Genomic DNA, 19,665 nt, shown 5'->3' with positions numbered 1-19,665 from the left:
GTGGACATGAGCGCGACGGGAAACGGTGCGGTGACGGATTCGGCGGCCGAGGCCCTTTTCATCGCGCCCGCAACCCGTTCGGATCTCGCCGCCATCGTCGCGATCCTCGCCTCCGACCGCCTGTTCGGCGCGCGCGACACCACCGACCCGTCGGTGTTCCCGGACTATGAAGCGGCCTTTGACGCGATCGAGGCCGACGCGAACCTCACGCTCTATGTGGCGCGGCGCGGCAACGAGGTGCTCGGCACCTTCCAGCTCATCCTGTTTCCCGTGCTGCTGCGCCGTGGCGCGACGATCGCCATTGCCGAGGGCGTGCATGTGCATCCCGATGCACGCGGGCTGGGGATCGGTGCGGCGATGATGGCGTTCGCGGTCGAGGAAGCGCGCCGGCGCGGTGCGGCGTCAATCCAGCTCACCTCGAACAAGAAGCGGACCGACGCCCACCGTTTCTATGAGCGCATCGGCTTCGAGCGCCGGCACGAAGGCTTCAAGATCGATCTCGACGACCGGATCTGAGGCGCGATCGGACGCGCGTGAGCGGCTGTTCGCCCGGTCACGCCGTCGGAGCGGGCCCGATCTCAGGGCAGGCAGTTCATCAGGGCAGGCATTTCGCCATGAAAACGTGCCAGGCCTTGGCGCCGGTCAAGTTGTGGCGGGCCTTGTAGGTCTTCCACTCGCCATTGCAGCGGCCAAGCGCCTCGCGATCGGTCTCCTCGTCCTCGTCGGATGAGGCCGGAGGCGTCGGCGGGCTGGAGCGCGTGCCCGCCGAGGGCACCGATGTGCGGGACGTTCCGGCGGCCGGGGCGGGGGACGCTTTCTTGTCGGCCGCGTCCGGTTTGCCCCGCGCGGCCTCCGTGCTGGCCGCACCCGGCATCGCCGAAGTGCCGGCAAGGCACTGCTGGGCGAATTCGCGATAGGTGAAATCGCCGGTCTGGTTCTTCGCCTTCATCTCATTCCACAGCTCGGCGCACTGCTTGATGGAAGGCTGCGCCGCCGTCGCCGCCGGGCCCGTGGGCACAGCCGGGCTGGAAGCCGCGGGCTTGGAGGCAGAGGAGGCACTTGCCGCGCCGGCGGAGATCTCGGCCATGCAGTCGCGGGAGAAGTCGCGATACAGCATGTCGCCGGTCTTGCCGCTGGCCTTCATCTGGTTCCAGCGGTCGGCGCAGGCTTTCGCGGGCGATGTGGACTGCGCCTGGGCAGCGCCCGTCAGGGAGGTCGCGGCCACAAGGAAGAGGCCGATCAGGACCGCGAAGCGGGCAGGGGTGGCGAATCGGTCGGGCATGGATCCGTTGCGAAAGATGAAGGCCGGCACCGGTGCCGGCCTTCCTGGGCAGAGCTTAGCCGTTTCGTCCCGGAGGGGCGAGGGGACGCGGCTCCGGCAGGCCGCCTGCCATGATCGTGCCCCGACGGGTGGGGCGGGGAACGACCCGGGCGCTCAGACCTGCCAGCTCGCCAACGCCATCCTGCGACGCCGAAGCGTGGCAGGACGACATGCGCCGACTACGCGCCCTTGAGGCACTTCGTCATGAAGTCCTTCTGGGTCACGCCCTTGATCTTGCCGGCCTTGTGATCGACCGACCATTCCTTCTCGCAGCTCTTCTTGTTGTTGAGCGCGACTTTGTTGGTCTTGGTCGTCATCGGCGCGGCGGCAGCCTGGGTCTGCGGGGCGGTAGCACCGGCCGGGGCCGTGCCGGTGGAGGCGGCGAAGGCGGAAGCCGACGCGAGGACGAGCGTCGCGGCGGTAAGCCCGGCAAGGAGGCGCTTGGTCATTTCGAATCCCTCGATTCACATCCGCGATTGTTGCGGACGGGTTGATTACTTATCCGCACGGTGGCGGAATTGGGACAAATTCAAGCATAAAATATGCGAACACTTTACGATCTCGTGTAGTGATGACGCATCGGCAAGTATTAACGCCGTAACGGAAGATGTAAACTTACGCTCCGTCAGATAATGCTTCGGTAAGGCGCCCATGCGTGCGCACGCGCGCGCGCTTGCCAGCCGCGTTCAGGAGTCCTAGTTCTTGAGGCGAACCGCCCGAGGGGGCGAAGCGGCGGAAGGCATTCTCTCCATGTCCGAGCTTCAGACAAAGCCGATCCAGCTCTATTACTGGCCGACGCCGAACGGCTGGAAGATCAGCATCATGCTGGAGGAATGCGGACTGCCCTACGAGGTGCATCCGGTGAACATCGCCCGCGGCGAGCAGTTCAAGCCGGAGTTTCTGGCCTTCTCTCCGAACAACAAGATTCCGGCGATTCTCGATCCGCAGGGCCCTGGCGGCGAACCGATCTCGGTGTTCGAGTCCGGCGCGATCCTGCAATATCTCGGGCGCAAGACCGGGCTGTTCTATCCGGCGGACGAGCGCGGGCGCGTGGAAGTCGACCAGTGGCTGTTCTGGCAGATGGGCGGCCTCGGGCCGATGGCCGGCCAGGCCCATCATTTCCGCATCTACGCGCCGGAGAAGATCGCCTACGCCATCGACCGCTACACCAATGAGGTCCATCGCCTCTATGGGGTGATGAACAAGCGCCTCGCCGACCGCCCCTATCTCGCCGGCGATTACTCGATCGCCGACATCGCCTGCATCGGCTGGGCGAAGCTGTGGGAGCGGCAGGGGCAGAGGATCGAGGAGTTCCCGCACCTGGGCGCCTGGATCGAGCGGGTGCTGGCGCGTCCCGCCGTGAAGCGCGGCATGGCCGTCAACGCGGAAGACCGCGGCAAGATCGACCTGGCTTCCGACAAGGAAGCGCAGCGCATCATGTTCGGCCAGCGCGCGCAGGGATAGGGATGACCCGGCCGGGACGCTATGAAACCCCTTGACCCGCCGGGTACGGAAACCTAGACAGGTCGCCGGTCACTGACTGCTTCGCGCAGCTGGTGACGGCTGGAGACGTGGCCGAGAGGCTGAAGGCACTCGTTTGCTAAATGAGCAGACCCCCAAAAGGGTCTCGAGGGTTCGAATCCCTCCGTCTCCGCCATTTCGCTCTCAAACTGGGCACGTTCAGGGTCACCGAATTCTCTCCTTCGGGATGATCATCGGCGCCCGTGTCCCGATCGGCCGCTCGCGGCCACCCCGTCGGCGGACCATCAGCCGTTCCTCGCGGTAGAGCCGGAACAGGCGCTTCTGATCCTCTCAATGGGCCGGAGCGAGTTTCAATCTGGATTGGCGATAAGGGGCAACGTCTGCGCCTTCCATGGCTGGAGACAAGCCGGACAGCGTGCAGGCCGTCCGTCCAGCCTTTTCCGGCTGCCCGTCTCAATCACATCACTGCACCGAGCTGCCAGGGCACGAACTCATTGCGGCCATAGCCGAGCAGTTCGGACTTGGAGCGCTGTCCCGAGGCGATGTTCAGTACTAATTGGAAGATCTCTCGGCCTTTCTCCTCGATTGAAACGCCATCAAGGATGTCGCCGCAATTGATGTCCATGTCCTCTTCCATGCGCGCGAAAAGGTCGGAGTTGGTGGCGAGCTTGATCGACGGGGTCGGCTTGCATCCATAGGCCGATCCGCGGCCGGTGGTGAAGCACAACATGTTGGCTCCACCGGCCACCTGTCCGGTCGCGGCGACCGGGTCATAGCCGGGTGTATCCATATAGACGAAGCCCTTGCGGTCGATACGCTCCGCGTAGCGATAGACGCCGCGCAGTGTCGACGTCCCGCCCTTCGCCACCGCGCCGAGCGACTTTTCCAGGATGGTGGTCAGACCGCCGGCCTTGTTGCCGGGCGAGGGATTATTGTTGAGCTCGCCGCCGGCGCGGGCGACGTAGTCGGTCCACCAGTCGATGAGATCGACGATCTTGCGGCCAACCTCCTCGCTTTCGGCGCGGCGGGTGAGCAGATGTTCGGCGCCGAAGATTTCCGGCGTCTCGGACAGGATGGCGGTGCCACCGTGACGCACAAGAAGATCGACCGCTGCGCCCAGTGCCGGATTGGCCGTGAGGCCGGAATAACCGTCCGAACCGCCGCATTGGAGCGCGAGGGTCAATTCTGAAGCGGGCACGGAGGTGCGGCTGACGCTGTTGGCAGAAGGCAGCATTTCCATGATCTTGGCAACGCCGGCCTCGATGGATTTGCGCGTGCCGCCGGTCTCCTGAATCGTCAGGGTCTGGAAATGCGGCCCCTCGACGATTCCGTATTCCTTCATCATGCGAGGGATCTGAAACACCTCGCAGCCGAGGCCCACCACCAGTATCGACGCGAAATTGGGGTGGCTGGCATAGCCCCATTGCGTGCGGGCGAGAATGTCGAATTCCTCCCCTTTGGATGACATGCCGCAGCCTGTGCCATGGGTGAATGCGACCACCCCGTCGATCTTCGGGTAGTCCTCCAGCACGCCGGAGCGCGTCACCGCGTCGGCTATGAACTCGGCAACGGTGGCTGAGCAGTTCACCGAGGACAGGATGCCCACATAGTTGCGGGTGCCGACGCGGCCGTCGGCGCGGCGGAAGCCTTGGAAGGTTGCCGGCGCCTCGCCGGGCGCGAGACCGGTATCGGGCCTGGCTTCGGTCGCGAAGGCGTAGTCGCGCTCGAAATCGTGCAGCACGACATTATGCTCGTGCACCCATTCGCCGGCCGGAATGTCGTCCCTGGCAAAGCCGATCACCTGCCCGAATTTGCGGATCGCGTCGCCCTTCGGGATCGGCCGCGAAGCGATCTTGTGTCCCCTGGGTATCGCGCGCCTGACGACAACACCCTCGCGCAGTTCCGCGCCCGCGGCGACCTTGTCGACCGCGATAATGACGTTGTCGGCGTCGTTGAGACGCAGGATGCGCGGAGCGGTCATCAGTCGGGACTTCCAGTCTTAAGAAACAGTCTGCGTTGGACGAGGCGCCAACCGCGTTGGCGCGGCATGGGATGGTCGAGATTTACCGATGTATTCGATAATACATGGGATAGTATGGTATAATACACGAGTTGGTATTATTTCCGAGTTCGCGTGTAGAGAGGAGTCGATGTCATTTACCCAGAGTCCAGAAACTGTATCTATCGAGTATGAAAACATAACATTGATGGCCTTCTCGGAAGCAGTTGTTCGAGACCACACACTCTCATCGCCGGTCAATGCTGCCCTCAACAACTCGATCGTGGGCCACAACGGGCGAGAGAACGAGGAAGACCGGCCGTCGCCGTCGATGGCGTTGGGGATTGGCTTGTCGGGTCCCAAGGAAGTGATGGCAGCGGCCTTAATTCCAAAGCCAGAAAGACGTGCTGCCAATTCCCTGGCCAGCTGCGCGCCGCTCGCGTCGGCGTACTGATCCAGCATCCAGGCCCATTCGAAGTGATGACCAAGCTCGCCCTCGCGCTGGGCATTGTCCAACCTTCCCCAATCCGCGGCGTACCATTCGTCGATACGGCCATCCGCGTCGATCAGGCGTTCGGCGAGCTTGAGAATTCTCCCGGCCCGCAATGCCCAGCCTCCTCCAGGATCAAGCGTTGCCAGCAGCTGGAAGGCTTCGAACAGGTGCATCTGGGGAAACTGACGGCGTCGCTCCCCTGTTCCCGCAGGCTCGCGATACCCGCCAAGCGGATCTTCCAGTTCCCCGTCGAGGCGGTGAGCAATCTCGTCGGCGATACGAAGGACACCCCGCTCGCCGCTCGCCTTTGCGTAGCCCCCGATCCCGAGCAGAACGAAGGCGAGATCATAGAGATCGGCATCGCCATCGATCACCCGCCCGTCGGGCGTCACCGCATGGACGAAATGGCCCGGAGACAGGCGGCAGGCGCCGAGCAGGAAGGCAAGCCCATGTTGGGCGGCGCGCAAGGTGGCGGGCGATCCATCAAACCCGTAGGCCCGGCTGAAAGAGTACAGCAATCGCCCGGTCACGAGCGTGCTGCGGGTGTCCGTGAAAACCGGTGTCCCGTCCGACCGGCGCACCTCTTCCACGTAACCGGGGCAGCCAGGAGGGCAGGCGCGTTCGATCCAGACCGGGATGAAAAGGTCCGTGAGCCAGGCCCGGAGATTGGCCGGCCGCGCCAGGTTGGTCTCTCCGTTGACGGCAGGAACGATCATTCGCGGCCTGTCCGCTGAAGCGACGCGCCGGTCACGCCGGCGCCTTCTTCACCCGTGCGACGATCTGGGTCGGATTGACGAAGCGCAGCGCCACGATCAGCCATATCAACGTGCTGAGCATGTAGACGACAGCCATGGCGTCGATCGACTGACCGGCACGAACACCCGCCGCGAAAACCGAATAGTAAAGCGCAACGACAAGCGTCTGGCTGGTGGGGCCGGCGGTGAGGAAGGTCAGCTCGAACATGGAGACGGTGCGCACCATGGCGAGCAGCGTCGCCGCAAGGACGCCCGGCATCAGCAGCGGCAGCAGGACGTGGATGAACAGCCGCCCCGTGTTCGCGCCGAACACACGTGCCGCAGCTTCGACACGCGGGTCGATCTGCTCGATGAAAGGGATCATCAGCACGACCGTGAAGGGTATCGTCGGCACCAGATTGGCGACGATGACGCCCCACATCGTGCCGGCAAGCCTCACCTTGTAGAGCACGGTGGCGAGCGGCACGCCGAAGGTGATGGGCGGCACCAGCAGCGGCAGCAGAAACAGCAGCATGACCAGCGGTTTGCCGGGGAAGTTCCGGCGCGCCAGCGCGTAGGCGGCGGGCACCCCGATCGCGGCGGAGATGAGAACGACGGCTCCGGCGATCTGGAAAGTAACCAGCAGCACGTCGCTGAGCTGGAATTCCTTCCACGCCGATGCATACCACCGCGTGGTGAAAGCTGCCGGCAGCCAGGAATTAAGCCAGCGCGTGCCGAAGGAATTGATCACGACGACCGAGATCATCGCGATAACGTTGACCACGAAGAAGACGATGAAGGCCCAGACCAACGTCTTCCAGAGTCTCTCGATAGCGGTTTCCATGGTTTCGCTCAGCCTTTCCCGCCGCCGGCCGGCCCTTTGTAGAACAGCCCGCGCACGGCCAGCACGAGGCCAACAAAGCCGAACTGCACCACGGCCATGATCATCGCGATCGCCGAGGCGTAGGAGTAGTCATATTGCTCGAAGGCCGCCTGCGCCGCCGCGAAGGAGATCACCCGCGTCTCGCCCGCCGGCGCGCCCAACATCACGGCGGAAGGGAACACCGAGAAGGCGTCCACGAAGGCGAGGCAGAACGTGACCGCGAGCCCCGGCACGATGAGCGGCAGCACGATGTGGCGGAAGCGGTGGCGCGCGCGGGCGCCAAGCGTCGCGGCAGCCTGTTCGAGCGCCGGATCGATGCCGGAGATCATCGACAGCGTCAGCAGGAAGGTGAACGGAAAGCCGGTGATCACCAGGGAGATGAACACGCCCCAGTAATTGTGCACCAGCCGGATCGGGCGGTCGATCAGCCCGAACAGGATCATGGTCCGGTTCAGCCAGCCCTGCGGGCCGAGATAGTTGAGCAGCCCTTCCGCCACCAGCACGGTGCCCAGCGTGATGGGCAGCACCAGAATGGTTGTCAGCAGGCGCTGATGCTTCATGTGCCTGACTTGCATGGCAATCGGCACCGACAGGGCGATGTTCAGGATTGTGACCGGCACGGCGAGGCGCAGCGTCAGCCAGATCGTGCCGTACATGTAGGGGTCGGAGAAGAAGCGGATGTAGTTGCCGAACGGGCCACCTTCCTTCGGCGCGAAGGACAGGGCCAGCCCGTAGAGGAAGGGGTAGACGAAGACCACCACGACGAACAGTGCGGCCGGCACCAGCAGCAACGTCACACCGTCGATGCCGCGGTCGGCCAGGCTGCGCCGGCGTGGAGGGGAGGTCTTCGACGAGGCCGGTGTCATTGCTCGCCCCCGCTCGCGTAGACCAGCGTGCGATCCGCCGGAACACCGAGGCGCACCGCTTCGCCGACGCCAAGCGGCGTCTCGGACCGGAAGAACATCTCCTGACCCGCCGGCCCGGTAGCTGTGCCGAAATAGGCTTCGCCGCGATACTCCATGCCCGTGACCTCGGCATCGAGCGCGCCATCTGACATCGGCACGAGATCGGAGGGACGTATCGCCACCGTGACGGGCCCGTCGCCCGCCAGATCCACCGGCTGGCCGCGCAGGGGCCCGGCAAAGCCGCAATCCACCTCGACCTCGCCGGCCTCCCGCCGCACGACCTTGCCGGCCAGTGCATTGCGGAATCCCATGAACTCGGCGACATCGCTGTGCAGCGGCCGACGGTACAGGTCCTGCGGCGTGCCGATCTGGCGAACCTCGCCATCGCGCAGAACCACGATGCGGTCGGCGAGCGAGAGCGCCTCGTCCTGATCATGCGTGACATAAATGGTCGCGGAGCCGAGCAGGCGATGGATGCGGCGGATTTCGGCGCGCATTTCCAGCCGCAGCTTGGCGTCAAGATTGGACAGCGGCTCGTCCATCAGGACCAGCGGCGGCTCCACGGCGATGGCGCGGGCGATGGCGACGCGCTGCTGTTGGCCGCCGGAGAGCTGTCCCGGCAGCTTGGCGCCCTGGGTGGTAAGCCGGACGACGTTCAGCGCCTCATCTACCCGGCGCTCGGTCTCGGCCTTGGAGACGCCCTGCATCTGCAGACCGAAGCCGACATTGCGGCGCACGTCCATGTGCGGGAACAGAGCGTAATTCTGGAATACCATTCCGAAGCCGCGTTGCTCGGACTTCAGCGTGTCGATCCGCTTGTCGTCGAGCCAGATGGCGCCCTCGCTCAGCGACAGCAACCCGGCGAGGCAATTGAGCGCCGTCGACTTGCCGCATCCCGAAGGTCCCAGCAGGGCGATGAACTCGCCGCGCTGCACCGTCAGGCTGATTTCCTTGAGCGCGTTGTGGGCTCCGAAATTCCGGCTCATGCGGTCCAGCCGCAATTCACGAAAGTCGGCGGAAGCTATCGCCATCGCCATTCAATCCCGCTTGTCTGAAAAGAAAATCCGGAAGGCTCCGGCGGGCCATGCTCCGATGGCCCGCCGGCTGTCCGTTACTTCTGCATCTTGGCGGCGCCGATCTCGCGATCCCACTTGTCGAACATCGCGACCAGGGGCTTGGCGTCGAGCGGAGCTTCGGTGGGGTTGTCGGCGATCAGGCTGGCATATTCCGGCCGGCCATACTTGGCGATCGTCTCCTGGCTCTCCTTCGGCGCCATGTCGAGGGTCACGCCCTTGATCGCCGGGCCGGGATACATGTAGCCGTGGTCGTACATGTAGGCCTGCTGCTCAGGCTTGAGCAGGTACTTCATCAGTTCCAGGACCACCTTCAGCTTTTCTTCCGGGACACCCTTCGGAATGGCCATGTAGTTGGCGTCACCGACCCAGGTGAAGTTCTTGAACGCGCCGATCTCATATTCTTCCGGCACGATGCCGAGGTAGCGAGGGTTGATATCCCAGCCGGTGGTCGTGGCGATGATGTCGCGCGTGCCGTTGGCCAGTTCCTTCATCGAGGCGGTCGTGCCGGCGGTGTAGTACTCGATGCAGGTGTCGAGTTCCTTGAGATAGGCCCAGGTCTTGTCCCAACCATTGATCGGATCCTTGGGATCCTTGTCGCCGAGCAGATAGGGAAGCGCCATCACAAAGGTGCGGCCGGGGCCGGAATTGGCCGGGCGGGCATACATGAACTTGCCCGGATTGGCCTTGCAGTAGGCCATCAGCGCCTCGGGAGTGTTGGGCACATCCTTCACGCGGTCGGGCGCATATTCCAGCAGCGGGCCGGACGGATACCAGTCAAGGACGAAAGCCTGGCCGCGCGCCATTTCCTGCATCAGGTAGGCGCCAGGAATATAGAGCTCCTTCAGGTCGGGAAACGCGCTGGCATATTTCGGCAGAATTTCAAGCCAGAGCCCCTGTTCCATGCCAGCCGCAAGCGCGTCATTGCCGGTGAGCACGAAGTCGATGTCGACGCGGCCCGCATCCTGCTGCGCCTTCAGCTTGCCGGCGAGTTCGGGCGCGGTGGCCTGGGTGAACACGAACTTGGACACCAGCTCGGGATGCTCGGCCTGGAACTTCTCAATCGCCGGTCCGCTGACCTCAAGGTCGCCGGCGACGTCGATCACGTTGATGACGACCGGCTCCGCCATGGCACCGAAGGTCATCGAGACGAGGATGGCTCCCGTCGTCAGCAGGCTGGACTTCCAACTCATAAGCGACATCTGATCTCTCCACTCTGGTTTTTGTTGGTGATCGGCACTGATGATCTGAACGCCTTGCGCAGCCGGCTATTTGGCCAGCCGGCTCGCTGCGGCGCTGTCGAGAAAGGCGTGGCAGTTCGGGTGTTCCTGAAGGATCGACGCCGGCCACATGTTGGTGACGGGTCCTTCCAGCACATGCTGGGTGGCCTCCGCCTTGCGTTCGTCCGGCACGGTGAGAATGATGACCCGGCTCGACACGATGCGCTGCACGGTCATCGAGATTGCCCTGGTGGGCACGTCGTCGAAGGTCGGGAACCAGCCTTCGCCGAACTGCTGGCGCCGGCAGCGCTCTTCGAGCTCGACCACCTTGTAGGCGAGCGTGGTCTCGAAATCGGCCGGCGGATCGTTGAAGGCGAGATGACCGTTCTCGCCGATTCCCGCGAACATCACGTCGATCGGATGCGCGTCGAGCACTGCGTTCATGCGATCCAGCTCGGCGTCGAGGTCCGGGGCATCGCCGACGACGAAATGGAAGGCCCCGAGCGTCGGCAGCTTTCCCGTGAATCGCTCCTTGAGATACTTGCGGAAGCTTGCCGGGTGGGTTTCCGGCATGCCGATATACTCGTCGAGATGGAAGGCGGTGACCTTCGACCAGTCGATATCCGCCGCGGCGACCAAGGCCTCCAGCATCTCGAACTGGCTAGCCCCGGTAGCGACAACAACATTCGCCTTGCCGCGCGCGGCAATCGCATCGCGGATGGCCGCCGCGCCAAAGGCGGCGGCCGCGGCGCCATTCTCCGGCTTGGTGTCGTGGATCTTGATATCGATCATATTCACTTCCTGCGGGACGGATTGGGAGTGGTTGCCCGAGGCTTCTGGCCCCGTGTCTTGCCCTGTACGGGCTGCTTTTTCGCCGGCGCCGGACCGACCGTGCTGCGGGTGACAAGCTCGCCCGTAATCACATGGCTGTCGGTCGGCGAAGGTGGGTTGGCCAGGCCATCAAGCAGCAGGTCGACCGCGTTCGCGCCGGCAAGCGCGGAGAAGGCGTTGACGCTGGTCAGGGGCGGATAGGTCGTCGAGGCGATGATGTCGTCGCAGCCGACCAGGCTGAAATCGTGCGGCACCGAGAGGCCACGCTCGGATAGGCCGGCCATGATACCCTGCGCCACGATATCGCCCACGGTGAGCGCGGCGGTCACGCCCTCCCTCAGCAGGGCATCGACGCAGCTACGCCCCGCTTCATGGTTGGGGCGCCCCGCTGCGATCTGGACAACGCGAAGTCCATGCGCGGCTCCGGCAACCGCCACCGCTTCGGCGCGCTGCTGGCTCGCCCAGGAAGAGCTCGTCGCCCCGACATAGGCAATGGTGCGATGCCCAAGACTGGCCAGTAGGTTCACGGCGGCGGTGAAGGCCGGCACCGTATCCACCAATACACGCGCAATACCTTCGAGATCCCGATTGATGATGACGATGGGTTTGCGGCCGACGTGTTTGCGGATCAGTTTTTCTTCGATACGCGGCGAGGCCAGTACGAAGCCGTCTACCTGTGCGGCAAGCTTGGTGATCAGGACATCCTCGAGATAGCCGGTCTCGTCGGAGTCGCCGATGAACGTCGCATAGCCGCGCTTGTACGCCTGCGCCTGCGCGCCACGCACCAGCGACGAAAAGAAGGAGTCGGCGACGTCAGGCAGGATCAGCGCGATATTGCCGGCTCGCCCGGTGGAGAGCGCACGTGCCACCTGATTGGGGACGTAGCCGAGGCGTTTAGCCGTGCTGAGCACTTTCTCGATGGTGGCCGGCGTCAGGAGGTCGGGCTGCGAGAACGCCCTCGATACCGTCGCCTGCGAGACGCCGGCCTCACGCGCAACGAGGCGGATGGTCGGAGATGCGTTGACGGTCGGGGGTTTCGTCACGGTTTTTCCTGAAGAAACTTACTTCACCATTGAGAATGAAACCGGTTTCATTCGCTGTCAAGCGTCCTGGCGGGAGGGGAAGGGGGCCGACAATCACATCGGAAGCGAACCGATAATGCGGACTTCCTTCGCGCCGCCCTCAACGTGCGGGGCCAAGGCGTGCACGTGATCGCGCCGGTAGCCCCCCGCCCTCCATCCGCATGCGTCTGCGGGCCGTGCCAGCGAAATCTGCAACCATGGCGGGCGTGACGGTGGAGCCTGATTCGATGGCCTCAGAGAACCGACGCAGGCGCTGCTCGATGTGGTTCGCCACCAACGTGTCGAGCTTTTCCATCGCAATGGCGCGGCCCGCGCCGCCGGCCTCGCCCTACCTCACTTCTGTGCCGCTATCGATGCTTACGAACCATCATCGTACGACTGCTCTTCGACCTATCACGCTGCGTATTAAGGCGATTCCAGGCGGAGTGGGGCGTTCGCAATATGATTGGCCACCGTGTCTATGAAGGCCCGCAGGCGCTGAAGGCGCCTCATATCCCGATGGTAGCCCATCCAGATGTCCCTTGAGGGTGGCTCGACCGGCAGATCAAGCCGGCGAAGGCCGGCTAACTGATTTCCGACGACTTGCGGCAGAACCGCGATGCCGATGCCTTGCCGGCACATGCGCCCCTGCACGTTTCGGTTGTTGGAGCGGAGAAGCGGCCGCGCGTTCGGGAAGCTCTCTATGAGCCAGGCGATATCCGGAAACTGGCCTGTCGATGTGTCGTGGGTAATGAGCCGAAAGTCCGTTCCGTCGCCATAGATCGGCTCCGGTGAGTCCATGGCCACATAGACTCCATAGGTCAGCCGCGTCAGCCGTCGCTGAACGACATCGGGGCTGTCGAACGGGACAATCCGGAAGGCGATATCGGCCTCCCGCTGAGCGAGGCTGAACAGGCGGGTGCCCGTCAGTATCTCGATGTCGACGTGCGGGTAGGCCTTCGCGTACTCGTCGATGATTGGCGGCAGGACGTAGGCGCCGAACCAGTCGGCAGACGAGACGCGCAAGGTCCCCTGAAGGTTCTGTTCCCGCCCGGCCAGACGCCGCTCGATGGCGAGGGCGCCTTCTTCCATCTGCTCCGCCAGAGCGATGACGGCGTTTCCTTCTTCCGTGGGAATGAAACCGTCGGCCGTTCTCTGAAACAGCGTCTGGCCGGTGGCCTGCTCCAGTGCCCGAAGACGGCGCCCCACCGTGGGATGGCTCAGATGAAGCGCGCGGGCGGCTGCGCCCAGCGTCCCGGTACGGGCGATGGCCAGAAAAATCCTGACGTCGCTCCACTCCATCGGCGCACCCACAAAACTGAACGGAGAATGTACGATACTGTCAGTTCTCGAACAAATCCAATTACCTACATTCGCCTCATCGCAAGGCGGCGAGAGCACCGACTGTGGATGGCGTCAGCCTCCGCGGCGCCCCGCCCGATGAAGGAAAATGTGATGAAAACCTGGCTGATCACAGGATGCTCGTCCGGTCTGGGCCGGCAGCTTGCCGAGGCCGTCGCCGCGCGGGGCGACCGCCTCGTCGCCACCGCCCGTTCCGCCGACGACTTGCAGTCGCTCTGCGACCGCTATCCCGACACGGTGCGCAGTGTTTCGCTCGACGTTACACGCGCGGGCGACACCGCAAGGGCCGTTGACCTGGCCGAAAGCGCGTTCGGCGGTCTGGACGTACTGGTCAACAATGCCGGCTTCGGTTTCATCGGCGCCATCGAGGAGGGGGAGCCCGCCGAATACCGACCGCTGTTCGAGGTGAACGTCTTCGGCCTGATCGAGACGACGCGGGCCGCCCTGCCGGCGCTCCGCAGGCGTCCCGGAGCCCGCATCGTCAATCTTTCCTCCGGTGCCGGGATCGCCGGCTCCGCCGGCTTCGGATTCTACAACGCGACCAAGTTCGCGGTGGAGGGCCTGTCCGAGGCACTCGCCGGAGAACTTCGCCCGCTCGGCGTGGATGTCATCATCGCCGAGCCCGGCCCGTTCCGAACCGCGTTTCTCGGGCGTTCCATGGCTGCCGCGGCACGCGAGATCCCCGCCTACGCCGGGACCACGCAGGCGAGACGGCACTACCGCCAGACCAATGATGGAAGGCAGGCGGGTGATCCCGCCAAGGCTGTCGCCGTGATGCTGCAGGCCGTCGATGCCGAGAACCCGCCGTTGCACCTGCCCATCGGCCCACGCGCTCACGCGATGGCGGAGCGCAAGCTGGATGCGTTCCGAGCCGACATGGCCGCCTGGCGCGACATCTCCATCGCGACCGATTTCGACACGCACGGCTAGGGACGTGCGCACGGGGGGGTAACTTCGGCGGGCCATGGCAGAGCGAAACGCCTGTCACGGCTCGTCGACGCGGGCTGCGAGGCCGCGCGACCGGAAACAGAATGTACAGGAGACGCGCGTGCAGGGCGCACGTAGGCTCGATCTCGGAGGCATGGCCCTGTCGATGGTGACGCTCGGTGCGCTGATCGTGCCGCTGGTCGAAGGGCGCGAAGCCGGGTGGCCGCTGTGGTCCTGGCTGTCGCTCATCGCGGTACCGCTGCTGGCATGGCGTTTCTTGCGTTACGAGGCCCGACGGGCACGCGCCGGCGGTGCTCCCCTGCTTGACCCGGACGCCTTGCGAGCGCCGGGACTGGGCCGTGCGCTGCTGGTCGCATTGTCGTTCTACTCGATCAGCACCTTTTTCCTGCTGTTCTCCGTCTACCTGCAGACCGCGCTGGAGGTGAGCGCTCTGAGTGCCGGCCTTGTCTTCCTGCCGTTTGGAACTGGCGCTTTCGACCTTGATGCGCATGGTGACGGGGCGCGTCGCGCCGGCCTATTCCGGCATGATCGCCGGCATTGCCAGTTCGACCTTGCAGGTCAGCACCGCGCTCAGCGTCGCCGTGATCGGCGGAATTTTCTACGAGGTCCTTGGCGCGCGAACCGACCCCGCCGCCATCACCCAGGCCTTTATCGTCGCCGTCCTCTGCATCGCCTTCTGCCTCTCAGTCGGCGCGGCTCTCAGCATCAGCCTTGTCGGGCGTGTTCGTGACGGAGGCGAGGACGCATCGCAGCGTGTCCGCCCCGGTATATGTCGCCGCCCGTGCGCCTGATGCGGGCGAGGACTACACGGCGCTGGCGAAACGGCTCCCAATCGCGCCCGCCGCTGCGGGGATCGTCTTCGACGGTGACGAAGGGCGCCTGACCGAGGATGCGTTCAGTCGCGCTTTCGCCCCCGATCCGCCGCCAGCAAAGGCGAGGGCGCTTCATGCCGCGCAGTGGCCGTTTCACAGGGAGTTCACAGCGGGCCGAACCACACAGGCGGCGTAGCGATCGAAGCCCTCCTTCTTACGCGATTTCCACGAATGACCGCGTCATCGGCCCTCAGCGTCAGCGCCTTATGGCCAGGCGGATGAACGCCAAGAGGGTCGCGCTCGGCTCAAGTCATGTCTCGCTGCGGTTTCATCCCGTAGAGATCGCCGGATTGGTTCCCTAGGCGGCCGGCCGGAAGGCCTGAACCACGTGCGGGAGGCGCCATGCTGCGCAGCGCTGTCAGCCGTCGGTCGAGACGGTAACGGACTTCCATGCCTCGATCTCCTGCTTCAGGCGGTCGATCCTATCGGACACGAGACTAAGGGCATCGCTGCCCAGCAAAAGCTGCGGGGGAGGGTTGCCGGACGCGATCAGGTCCAGGACGGCGGCCGCAAGCTTGTCTGGATCGCCAAGCTGCTTGCCGCTCTTGGCCTGCCGCGCCTGCCGGATCGGATCGAACAGCGCATCGTAGTCCGCGATCGACCGCTCGGTCCGGACCATGGAGCGCCCGGCCCAGTCGGTCCGGAAGGAGCCGGGGCACAGCGCCGTCACATGGACGCCGAACGGCGCCATCTCCGCGCGCATGACTTCCGAAATGCCCTGAAGGGCGAACTTGCTCCCGCAGTAATAGGCGATGCCGGGCATGGTGATCATGCCGCCCATCGAGGTCACGTTGACGATGAACCCTCGGCGCCTTTCGCGGAAGCGCGGCAGGAACGCCTTGGCGACCGCGACCGCGCCGAAGACGTTCACGTCGAACTGGCGCCGCATCTCTTCGAGTGGCGCCTCCTCCAGAACTCCCTCGTGACCATAGCCGGCATTGTTGATGAGAACGTCGACCGGCCCATGATCCTCCTCGGCCTGCCGGACGACATCCTCGATCCGGTCGAATGCCGTCACGTCGCATAGGACCGACCGCACCTCTGGCAGGCGCTCCGCGAGGCTCGCCCGCGACGGCTCCGAGCGGACCGTGCCGATGACCTTGTGGCCCTTGCGGGTCGCGGCCGCCGCGATCGCGAAACCGAAGCCGGAGTTTGCGCCGGTGATGAAGAAGGTTTTCCCTGACATGATTGTGCCTCTGTCCTTGATGCGTCGTCTCCATGACTGATAGTCTTCAGGAAGGTGGTCTTCGATCGCGAAAATTATGGATATCTTGCCAGATCCTATGAATGCGAGCGGCATGTCGCCCGGACGGCGCGAGCGGCTGGCCCTGGCGGGGCTTCTTGCTCCCCGCCAGGGCTACAATGCGACCCGGCTCGATAATGTCCGCATTCTCAGGACTGAGGCGGTGCTGCGCGATGTTCCCGTGCTGTACCGGCCGGGCGCGGTCTTCGTGCTGCAGGGCCGCAAGCAGGGCATGCTTGAGGGCGAGGTCTATCTCTATGACGAGGAGCACTATCTGGCGGTGTCGGTGCCCGTCCCGTTCCGGATGGAGTCCGTGGCCAGCGCCGAGCGCCCCCTGCTTGCCGTCTATGTCGAATTCGACATGGGTCTGGCGGCAGAGATCGCCTCGAAGGTTGGCGCGAGGCGTTCCGAGGCGTCAGCGGGCCGGGTGAGGGGGCTGGTGTCGAGCCGGATGGAGCCCGAGATCGAGGACATCGTGCTGCGTCTGTTGCGGGCGCTGCGCGATCCTGTCGAGTGTGCCGTACTGGGAGCCGGCATCCTGCGCGAGCTGCACTACCGGGTGCTGGTAGGCCCGCAGGGCGGCGCGATGATCGCGGCCTTGCAGCAGCAGGGCACGTCCGGGAGGATCGTGCGAAGCCTCGCCCGGCTGCGGGAAAGCTACAATACCGGGATTTCCGTCGCCGCTCTGGCAAGCGAGGCGGGAATGAGCGTTCCCTCCTACCACGTTCATTTCAAGGCCCTGACGGGCAGTACGCCGATCCAGTATGTGAAGGCGATGAGACTCCACGAGGCGAGGCTGATGATCGCGCGCCGTGACGGGACGATCGCGGAGGTTGCCGCATCGGTCGGCTATGCCAGTCCCGCCCAGTTCAGCCGTGACTTCAAGCGGCACTTCCGACGCACCGCGTCAGAAGAGGCCCGATGGGTTCGCGAGCATCTCGGGGAGCTGGACTGAACCGCGCGGGTCCCTCCAATGGCCGTCCGATGGTGCGAGTGGCTTGACGGCCATCCTACCAGAAGGTAGGTAAAGGTATGAGCAACCTGTCCACCACCTCCGACGACATTCTGGCCTGCGCCCGCAACCTGATCGTGGCTGGCGGCTATAACGGTTTCAGCTATGCCGACATCGCGGACGTGGTCGGGATACGCAAGGCGAGTATCCACCACCATTTCCCAAGTAAGGTCGATCTGGTTCGAACACTGGTTGGGCGCTATCGCAAGGAAGCCGAAGCGGGGATGGCGACTCTCGAACGTCAGGTGTCCGATCCGCTTGAACAGCTTCAGTTCTATGTCGGGTATTGGAAAGCGTGCATCACCGACGCCAGTGCGCCGTTCTGCGTCTGCGCGCTGTTGGCGAGTCAGCTCCCTGTCCTGCCGGAGGAAGTGGGGGTAGAGGTCCGGGCGCATTTCCGCTCGCTGTCGGCATGGCTGTCATCCGTGCTGGAGCGTGGCGCGCGCCATGGTCGCCTGCAACTGACGAGCTCGCCGCATGCCGAGGCCGAGGCCTTCATGGCGACAGTTCACGGCGCGATGCTTTCGGCGCGCGCCTATGGCGATCCGAAGATATTTGCCGTCGTGACAGACCAAGTCCTGGAGCGTCTTGCTGTCCGCCTGCCTTCGTGACGGCAGGCGAAGGGGCGATGAGCGCAGCCATGATCGGCATGAAAAGGAGCTCGCAATGACCTCCCCTGGCCTAGCCGACCTGGAGAGCAGGGGAGGCTGAATGATCGCGTAACGGACCCGTTTTGTCCGTCGACGGATCAGACATGCATCTGGAATTGCGGCGCAAGGGCCTTCACGAACGACACTTTTCATAGCCGGACACTCTGCGCCCGTTACGGCCGGCTTCTGCCGGAGGGGCGGGCGCGACATCAATGCTCGCTCGCGAGCCTACCTACTAGTCGAAAGGACGTCAGAATGACGAGACACCAAAGCGTTCCCGCTCCTGCCGGTCAGGAGCTTTGGTTGAAGCGCTACTACTTTGCCCGCACGGCATTTTCGGCCCTTTGGGTGGCGGCCGCGTTTACGGTCGGCCAGCATTCCCCGGTGATCGGGACACTCTTGCTTGTCGCGTATCCCGCATGGGATGCCCTGGCCAATTACGTCGATGCGTCGCGCAGCGGAGGATTGGGCCGCAATCGTACTCAGACGACCAATGTCGTCGTCAGTTTGGCGACGACGCTCGCGGTCGTTCTCGCCCTGACAATGAGCATGAACTGGGTGATCGGCGTGTTCGGCGTCTGGGCAATCCTGTCCGGCCTGCTTCAACTCGGTACGGCGCTCCGCCGTTGGAAAAGCTCCGGTGCGCAGTGGGCGATGATCTTGAGTGGGGCGCAATCCGCGCTGGCAGGCGCGTTTTTCATCGTGCAGGCGCGGATGCCGATGCCGCCCTCCATCTCCAACGTCGCCGGCTATGCCGCGATAGGCGCGTTCTACTTCCTGATTTCCGCCATGTGGCTGACGGTGAGCCAAATGCGCGGGAAGGCCGCATAGGCCCGGTCCCACCCGGCTGTCGCTGGCCACGCCTCTCATCAATGCAACGGAGACCCAGATGTTTGGAATCTCACCGCTCGGCTGGGTGCATACGCTCGGCAGCCTGCCCGCAATTCCGCTGGCTATCTATATGTTGGCTCGGCACGGACGGATCGTGCCTCGGTCGGCACCCGGCGTCGTCTATTTCGTTGCGATGCTGATCGGTGCGGCAACGGTGTTCCTCGTCGCGCATCAGCCCGTGAGCTACGGCATCGGCGCGGCAACGATCCTGCTGCTGCTCGCCGGCTACGGCATCGGTCGCATTTCGAGCGTTGGACGTAGCGGCGCGTATCTTGAAACAATCTTCCTCAGCCTGACGGCGTTTCTGCTGATGGTGCCGGCCGTCAGTGAAACCCTGCGCCGCGTTCCCGACGGCCACCCCTTCGTTACCGATCCGAAATCGCCGATTCTCCTCGGGGCGCAAGCCGGCCTTCTCGTCATTCTCATCATCGGCCTGACAGCCCAGATCATCCAATTGCGCCGACAAGGCCGGCTCGCGGAATCCGCCGGGCCGGGCCGGAGCTCGGCCAAATGATTTGGGTCGGTGGATGATGCAACGACGGCAGCGAGGCGATCCACCTCGCGGCGCTCAAGACGATTAAGCAGGCCGGGGGGCTCAATGTCGCCCCCGCTGCCGCCTGGCGAGGCCCATAGGTCATCTGCCCACGTTTGATGGAAATTGACAGCCACCAACACGAGCAAGCCC

20 protein-coding genes, 1 tRNA gene and 1 pseudogene are annotated in these 19,665 nt (G+C 64.3%); 10 read left to right on the top strand and 12 right to left on the bottom strand.

Annotation, left to right across the window (positions count from 1 at the left end; all coding sequences use genetic code 11):
• The first annotated feature begins 6 nt into the window (after positions 1–6).
• Positions 7–516, top strand: coding sequence for a GNAT family N-acetyltransferase (locus G3A50_RS00205; protein ID WP_163073245.1), 510 nt, complete (start codon positions 7–9; stop codon positions 514–516).
• A gap of 79 nt (positions 517–595) precedes the next feature.
• On the opposite strand, the gene G3A50_RS00200 is transcribed toward G3A50_RS00205, so the two are convergent.
• Positions 596–1,282, bottom strand: a complete 687-nt coding sequence (locus tag G3A50_RS00200) for a hypothetical protein (protein WP_163073244.1) — start codon at positions 1,280–1,282, stop codon at positions 596–598.
• Between the two features lie 218 nt (positions 1,283–1,500).
• Entirely contained in the window at positions 1,501–1,770 is a 270-nt protein-coding gene (locus G3A50_RS00195; RefSeq protein WP_163073243.1) for a hypothetical protein, read from the bottom strand.
• A gap of 301 nt (positions 1,771–2,071) precedes the next feature.
• On the opposite strand from G3A50_RS00195, the gene G3A50_RS00190 reads away from it, so the two are divergent.
• Positions 2,072–2,785 carry a glutathione S-transferase family protein gene (locus tag G3A50_RS00190; protein ID WP_163077138.1) on the top strand — a complete coding sequence of 238 codons (714 nt, stop codon included), beginning with the start codon at positions 2,072–2,074 and terminating at the stop codon, positions 2,783–2,785.
• A gap of 101 nt (positions 2,786–2,886) precedes the next feature.
• Positions 2,887–2,978, top strand: a tRNA-Ser gene (locus G3A50_RS00185).
• Between the two features lie 282 nt (positions 2,979–3,260).
• Here G3A50_RS00185 and G3A50_RS00180 read toward each other — a convergent pair.
• The 9 genes from G3A50_RS00180 to G3A50_RS00140 form a co-directional block, all read right to left on the bottom strand.
• Positions 3,261–4,784 (bottom strand): UxaA family hydrolase, encoded by a 1,524-nt coding sequence (locus G3A50_RS00180; RefSeq protein WP_163073242.1) that lies wholly within the window; start codon positions 4,782–4,784, stop codon positions 3,261–3,263.
• 18 nt (positions 4,785–4,802) lie between these two features.
• Complete coding sequence (locus G3A50_RS00175) at positions 4,803–6,011, bottom strand: AGE family epimerase/isomerase (RefSeq protein WP_163073241.1); 1,209 nt, start codon at positions 6,009–6,011, stop codon at positions 4,803–4,805.
• Between the two features lie 31 nt (positions 6,012–6,042).
• Positions 6,043–6,873 carry an ABC transporter permease gene (locus G3A50_RS00170; RefSeq protein WP_163073240.1) on the bottom strand — a complete coding sequence of 277 codons (831 nt, stop codon included), beginning with the start codon at positions 6,871–6,873 and terminating at the stop codon, positions 6,043–6,045.
• 8 nt (positions 6,874–6,881) lie between these two features.
• The gene (locus G3A50_RS00165; protein WP_163073239.1) at positions 6,882–7,778 is read right to left on the bottom strand and encodes an ABC transporter permease; all 897 of its coding nucleotides are present in this window, start codon (positions 7,776–7,778) and stop codon (positions 6,882–6,884) included.
• A complete protein-coding gene (locus G3A50_RS00160) occupies positions 7,775–8,848 on the bottom strand; it encodes an ABC transporter ATP-binding protein (protein WP_163073238.1) in 1,074 nt (357 codons plus the stop codon). Before G3A50_RS00160 ends, G3A50_RS00165 begins: the two co-directional genes overlap by 4 nt.
• A gap of 80 nt (positions 8,849–8,928) precedes the next feature.
• The gene (locus G3A50_RS00155; RefSeq protein WP_163073237.1) at positions 8,929–10,092 is read right to left on the bottom strand and encodes an extracellular solute-binding protein; all 1,164 of its coding nucleotides are present in this window, start codon (positions 10,090–10,092) and stop codon (positions 8,929–8,931) included.
• Positions 10,093–10,158: 66 nt separating this feature from the next.
• On the bottom strand, positions 10,159–10,902 hold the full coding sequence (locus G3A50_RS00150; protein WP_163073236.1) for a glucosamine-6-phosphate deaminase: 744 nt from the start codon (positions 10,900–10,902) through the stop codon (positions 10,159–10,161).
• Positions 10,903–10,904: 2 nt separating this feature from the next.
• Complete coding sequence (locus tag G3A50_RS00145; protein ID WP_163073235.1) at positions 10,905–11,984, bottom strand: LacI family DNA-binding transcriptional regulator; 1,080 nt, start codon at positions 11,982–11,984, stop codon at positions 10,905–10,907.
• A gap of 444 nt (positions 11,985–12,428) precedes the next feature.
• Positions 12,429–13,304, bottom strand: a complete 876-nt coding sequence (locus G3A50_RS00140; RefSeq protein WP_163073234.1) for a LysR family transcriptional regulator — start codon at positions 13,302–13,304, stop codon at positions 12,429–12,431.
• Between the two features lie 153 nt (positions 13,305–13,457).
• On the opposite strand from G3A50_RS00140, the gene G3A50_RS00135 reads away from it, so the two are divergent.
• From G3A50_RS00135 to G3A50_RS22480, 3 genes and pseudogenes are all read left to right on the top strand, one after another.
• Positions 13,458–14,294 (top strand): oxidoreductase, encoded by an 837-nt coding sequence (locus G3A50_RS00135; RefSeq protein ID WP_163073233.1) that lies wholly within the window; start codon positions 13,458–13,460, stop codon positions 14,292–14,294.
• A 461-nt stretch (positions 14,295–14,755) separates the two neighbouring features.
• Positions 14,756–15,103 (top strand): MFS transporter, encoded by a 348-nt coding sequence (locus tag G3A50_RS22435; protein ID WP_210255191.1) that lies wholly within the window; start codon positions 14,756–14,758, stop codon positions 15,101–15,103.
• Positions 15,009–15,486: pseudogene (locus G3A50_RS22480) on the top strand (alpha/beta hydrolase); the annotation flags it as partial. The gene G3A50_RS22435 and the pseudogene G3A50_RS22480, both read left to right, overlap by 95 nt.
• A 56-nt stretch (positions 15,487–15,542) precedes the next feature.
• Here the strand turns inward: G3A50_RS22480 and G3A50_RS00125 are convergent.
• Positions 15,543–16,370 carry an oxidoreductase gene (locus tag G3A50_RS00125; RefSeq protein WP_163073232.1) on the bottom strand — a complete coding sequence of 276 codons (828 nt, stop codon included), beginning with the start codon at positions 16,368–16,370 and terminating at the stop codon, positions 15,543–15,545.
• 82 nt (positions 16,371–16,452) lie between these two features.
• Here G3A50_RS00125 and G3A50_RS00120 point away from each other — a divergent pair, with 82 nt between their 5' ends.
• The 4 genes from G3A50_RS00120 to G3A50_RS00105 all read left to right on the top strand — a co-directional run bounded on the left by G3A50_RS00120 (position 16,453) and on the right by G3A50_RS00105 (position 19,494).
• A complete protein-coding gene (locus tag G3A50_RS00120) occupies positions 16,453–17,382 on the top strand; it encodes an AraC family transcriptional regulator (RefSeq protein WP_425483488.1) in 930 nt (309 codons plus the stop codon).
• A gap of 77 nt (positions 17,383–17,459) precedes the next feature.
• On the top strand, positions 17,460–18,050 hold the full coding sequence (locus G3A50_RS00115) for a TetR/AcrR family transcriptional regulator (protein ID WP_163073230.1): 591 nt from the start codon (positions 17,460–17,462) through the stop codon (positions 18,048–18,050).
• A gap of 294 nt (positions 18,051–18,344) precedes the next feature.
• On the top strand, positions 18,345–18,920 hold the full coding sequence (locus G3A50_RS00110; RefSeq protein WP_163073229.1) for a DUF308 domain-containing protein: 576 nt from the start codon (positions 18,345–18,347) through the stop codon (positions 18,918–18,920).
• Positions 18,921–18,978: 58 nt separating this feature from the next.
• Positions 18,979–19,494, top strand: coding sequence for a hypothetical protein (locus G3A50_RS00105; protein ID WP_163073228.1), 516 nt, complete (start codon positions 18,979–18,981; stop codon positions 19,492–19,494).
• The last annotated feature ends 171 nt before the right edge of the window (positions 19,495–19,665 follow it).

Origin of the sequence: Ancylobacter pratisalsi (assembly GCF_010669125.1) — a bacterium.
In the GTDB taxonomy this organism is placed as follows: domain Bacteria; phylum Pseudomonadota; class Alphaproteobacteria; order Rhizobiales; family Xanthobacteraceae; genus Ancylobacter; species Ancylobacter pratisalsi.
This window is presented reverse-complemented; position numbering and strand designations above follow the sequence as displayed.

Coding starts and splice junctions, on each gene's coding strand:
- G3A50_RS00110 (WP_163073229.1), top strand. CDS start 18,345: ATGACGAGACACCAAAGCGTTCCCGCTCCTGCCGGTCAGGAGCTTTGG.
- G3A50_RS00105 (WP_163073228.1), top strand. CDS start 18,979: ATGTTTGGAATCTCACCGCTCGGCTGGGTGCATACGCTCGGCAGCCTG.
- G3A50_RS00115 (WP_163073230.1), top strand. CDS start 17,460: ATGAGCAACCTGTCCACCACCTCCGACGACATTCTGGCCTGCGCCCGC.
- G3A50_RS00135 (WP_163073233.1), top strand. CDS start 13,458: ATGAAAACCTGGCTGATCACAGGATGCTCGTCCGGTCTGGGCCGGCAG.
- G3A50_RS00165 (WP_163073239.1), bottom strand. CDS start 7,778: ATGACACCGGCCTCGTCGAAGACCTCCCCTCCACGCCGGCGCAGCCTG.
- G3A50_RS00205 (WP_163073245.1), top strand. CDS start 7: ATGAGCGCGACGGGAAACGGTGCGGTGACGGATTCGGCGGCCGAGGCC.
- G3A50_RS00155 (WP_163073237.1), bottom strand. CDS start 10,092: ATGTCGCTTATGAGTTGGAAGTCCAGCCTGCTGACGACGGGAGCCATC.
- G3A50_RS00190 (WP_163077138.1), top strand. CDS start 2,072: ATGTCCGAGCTTCAGACAAAGCCGATCCAGCTCTATTACTGGCCGACG.
- G3A50_RS00140 (WP_163073234.1), bottom strand. CDS start 13,304: ATGGAGTGGAGCGACGTCAGGATTTTTCTGGCCATCGCCCGTACCGGG.
- G3A50_RS00160 (WP_163073238.1), bottom strand. CDS start 8,848: ATGGCGATAGCTTCCGCCGACTTTCGTGAATTGCGGCTGGACCGCATG.
- G3A50_RS00150 (WP_163073236.1), bottom strand. CDS start 10,902: ATGATCGATATCAAGATCCACGACACCAAGCCGGAGAATGGCGCCGCG.
- G3A50_RS00125 (WP_163073232.1), bottom strand. CDS start 16,370: ATGTCAGGGAAAACCTTCTTCATCACCGGCGCAAACTCCGGCTTCGGT.
- G3A50_RS00195 (WP_163073243.1), bottom strand. CDS start 1,770: ATGACCAAGCGCCTCCTTGCCGGGCTTACCGCCGCGACGCTCGTCCTC.
- G3A50_RS00180 (WP_163073242.1), bottom strand. CDS start 4,784: ATGACCGCTCCGCGCATCCTGCGTCTCAACGACGCCGACAACGTCATT.
- G3A50_RS00200 (WP_163073244.1), bottom strand. CDS start 1,282: ATGCCCGACCGATTCGCCACCCCTGCCCGCTTCGCGGTCCTGATCGGC.
- G3A50_RS00175 (WP_163073241.1), bottom strand. CDS start 6,011: ATGATCGTTCCTGCCGTCAACGGAGAGACCAACCTGGCGCGGCCGGCC.
- G3A50_RS00170 (WP_163073240.1), bottom strand. CDS start 6,873: ATGGAAACCGCTATCGAGAGACTCTGGAAGACGTTGGTCTGGGCCTTC.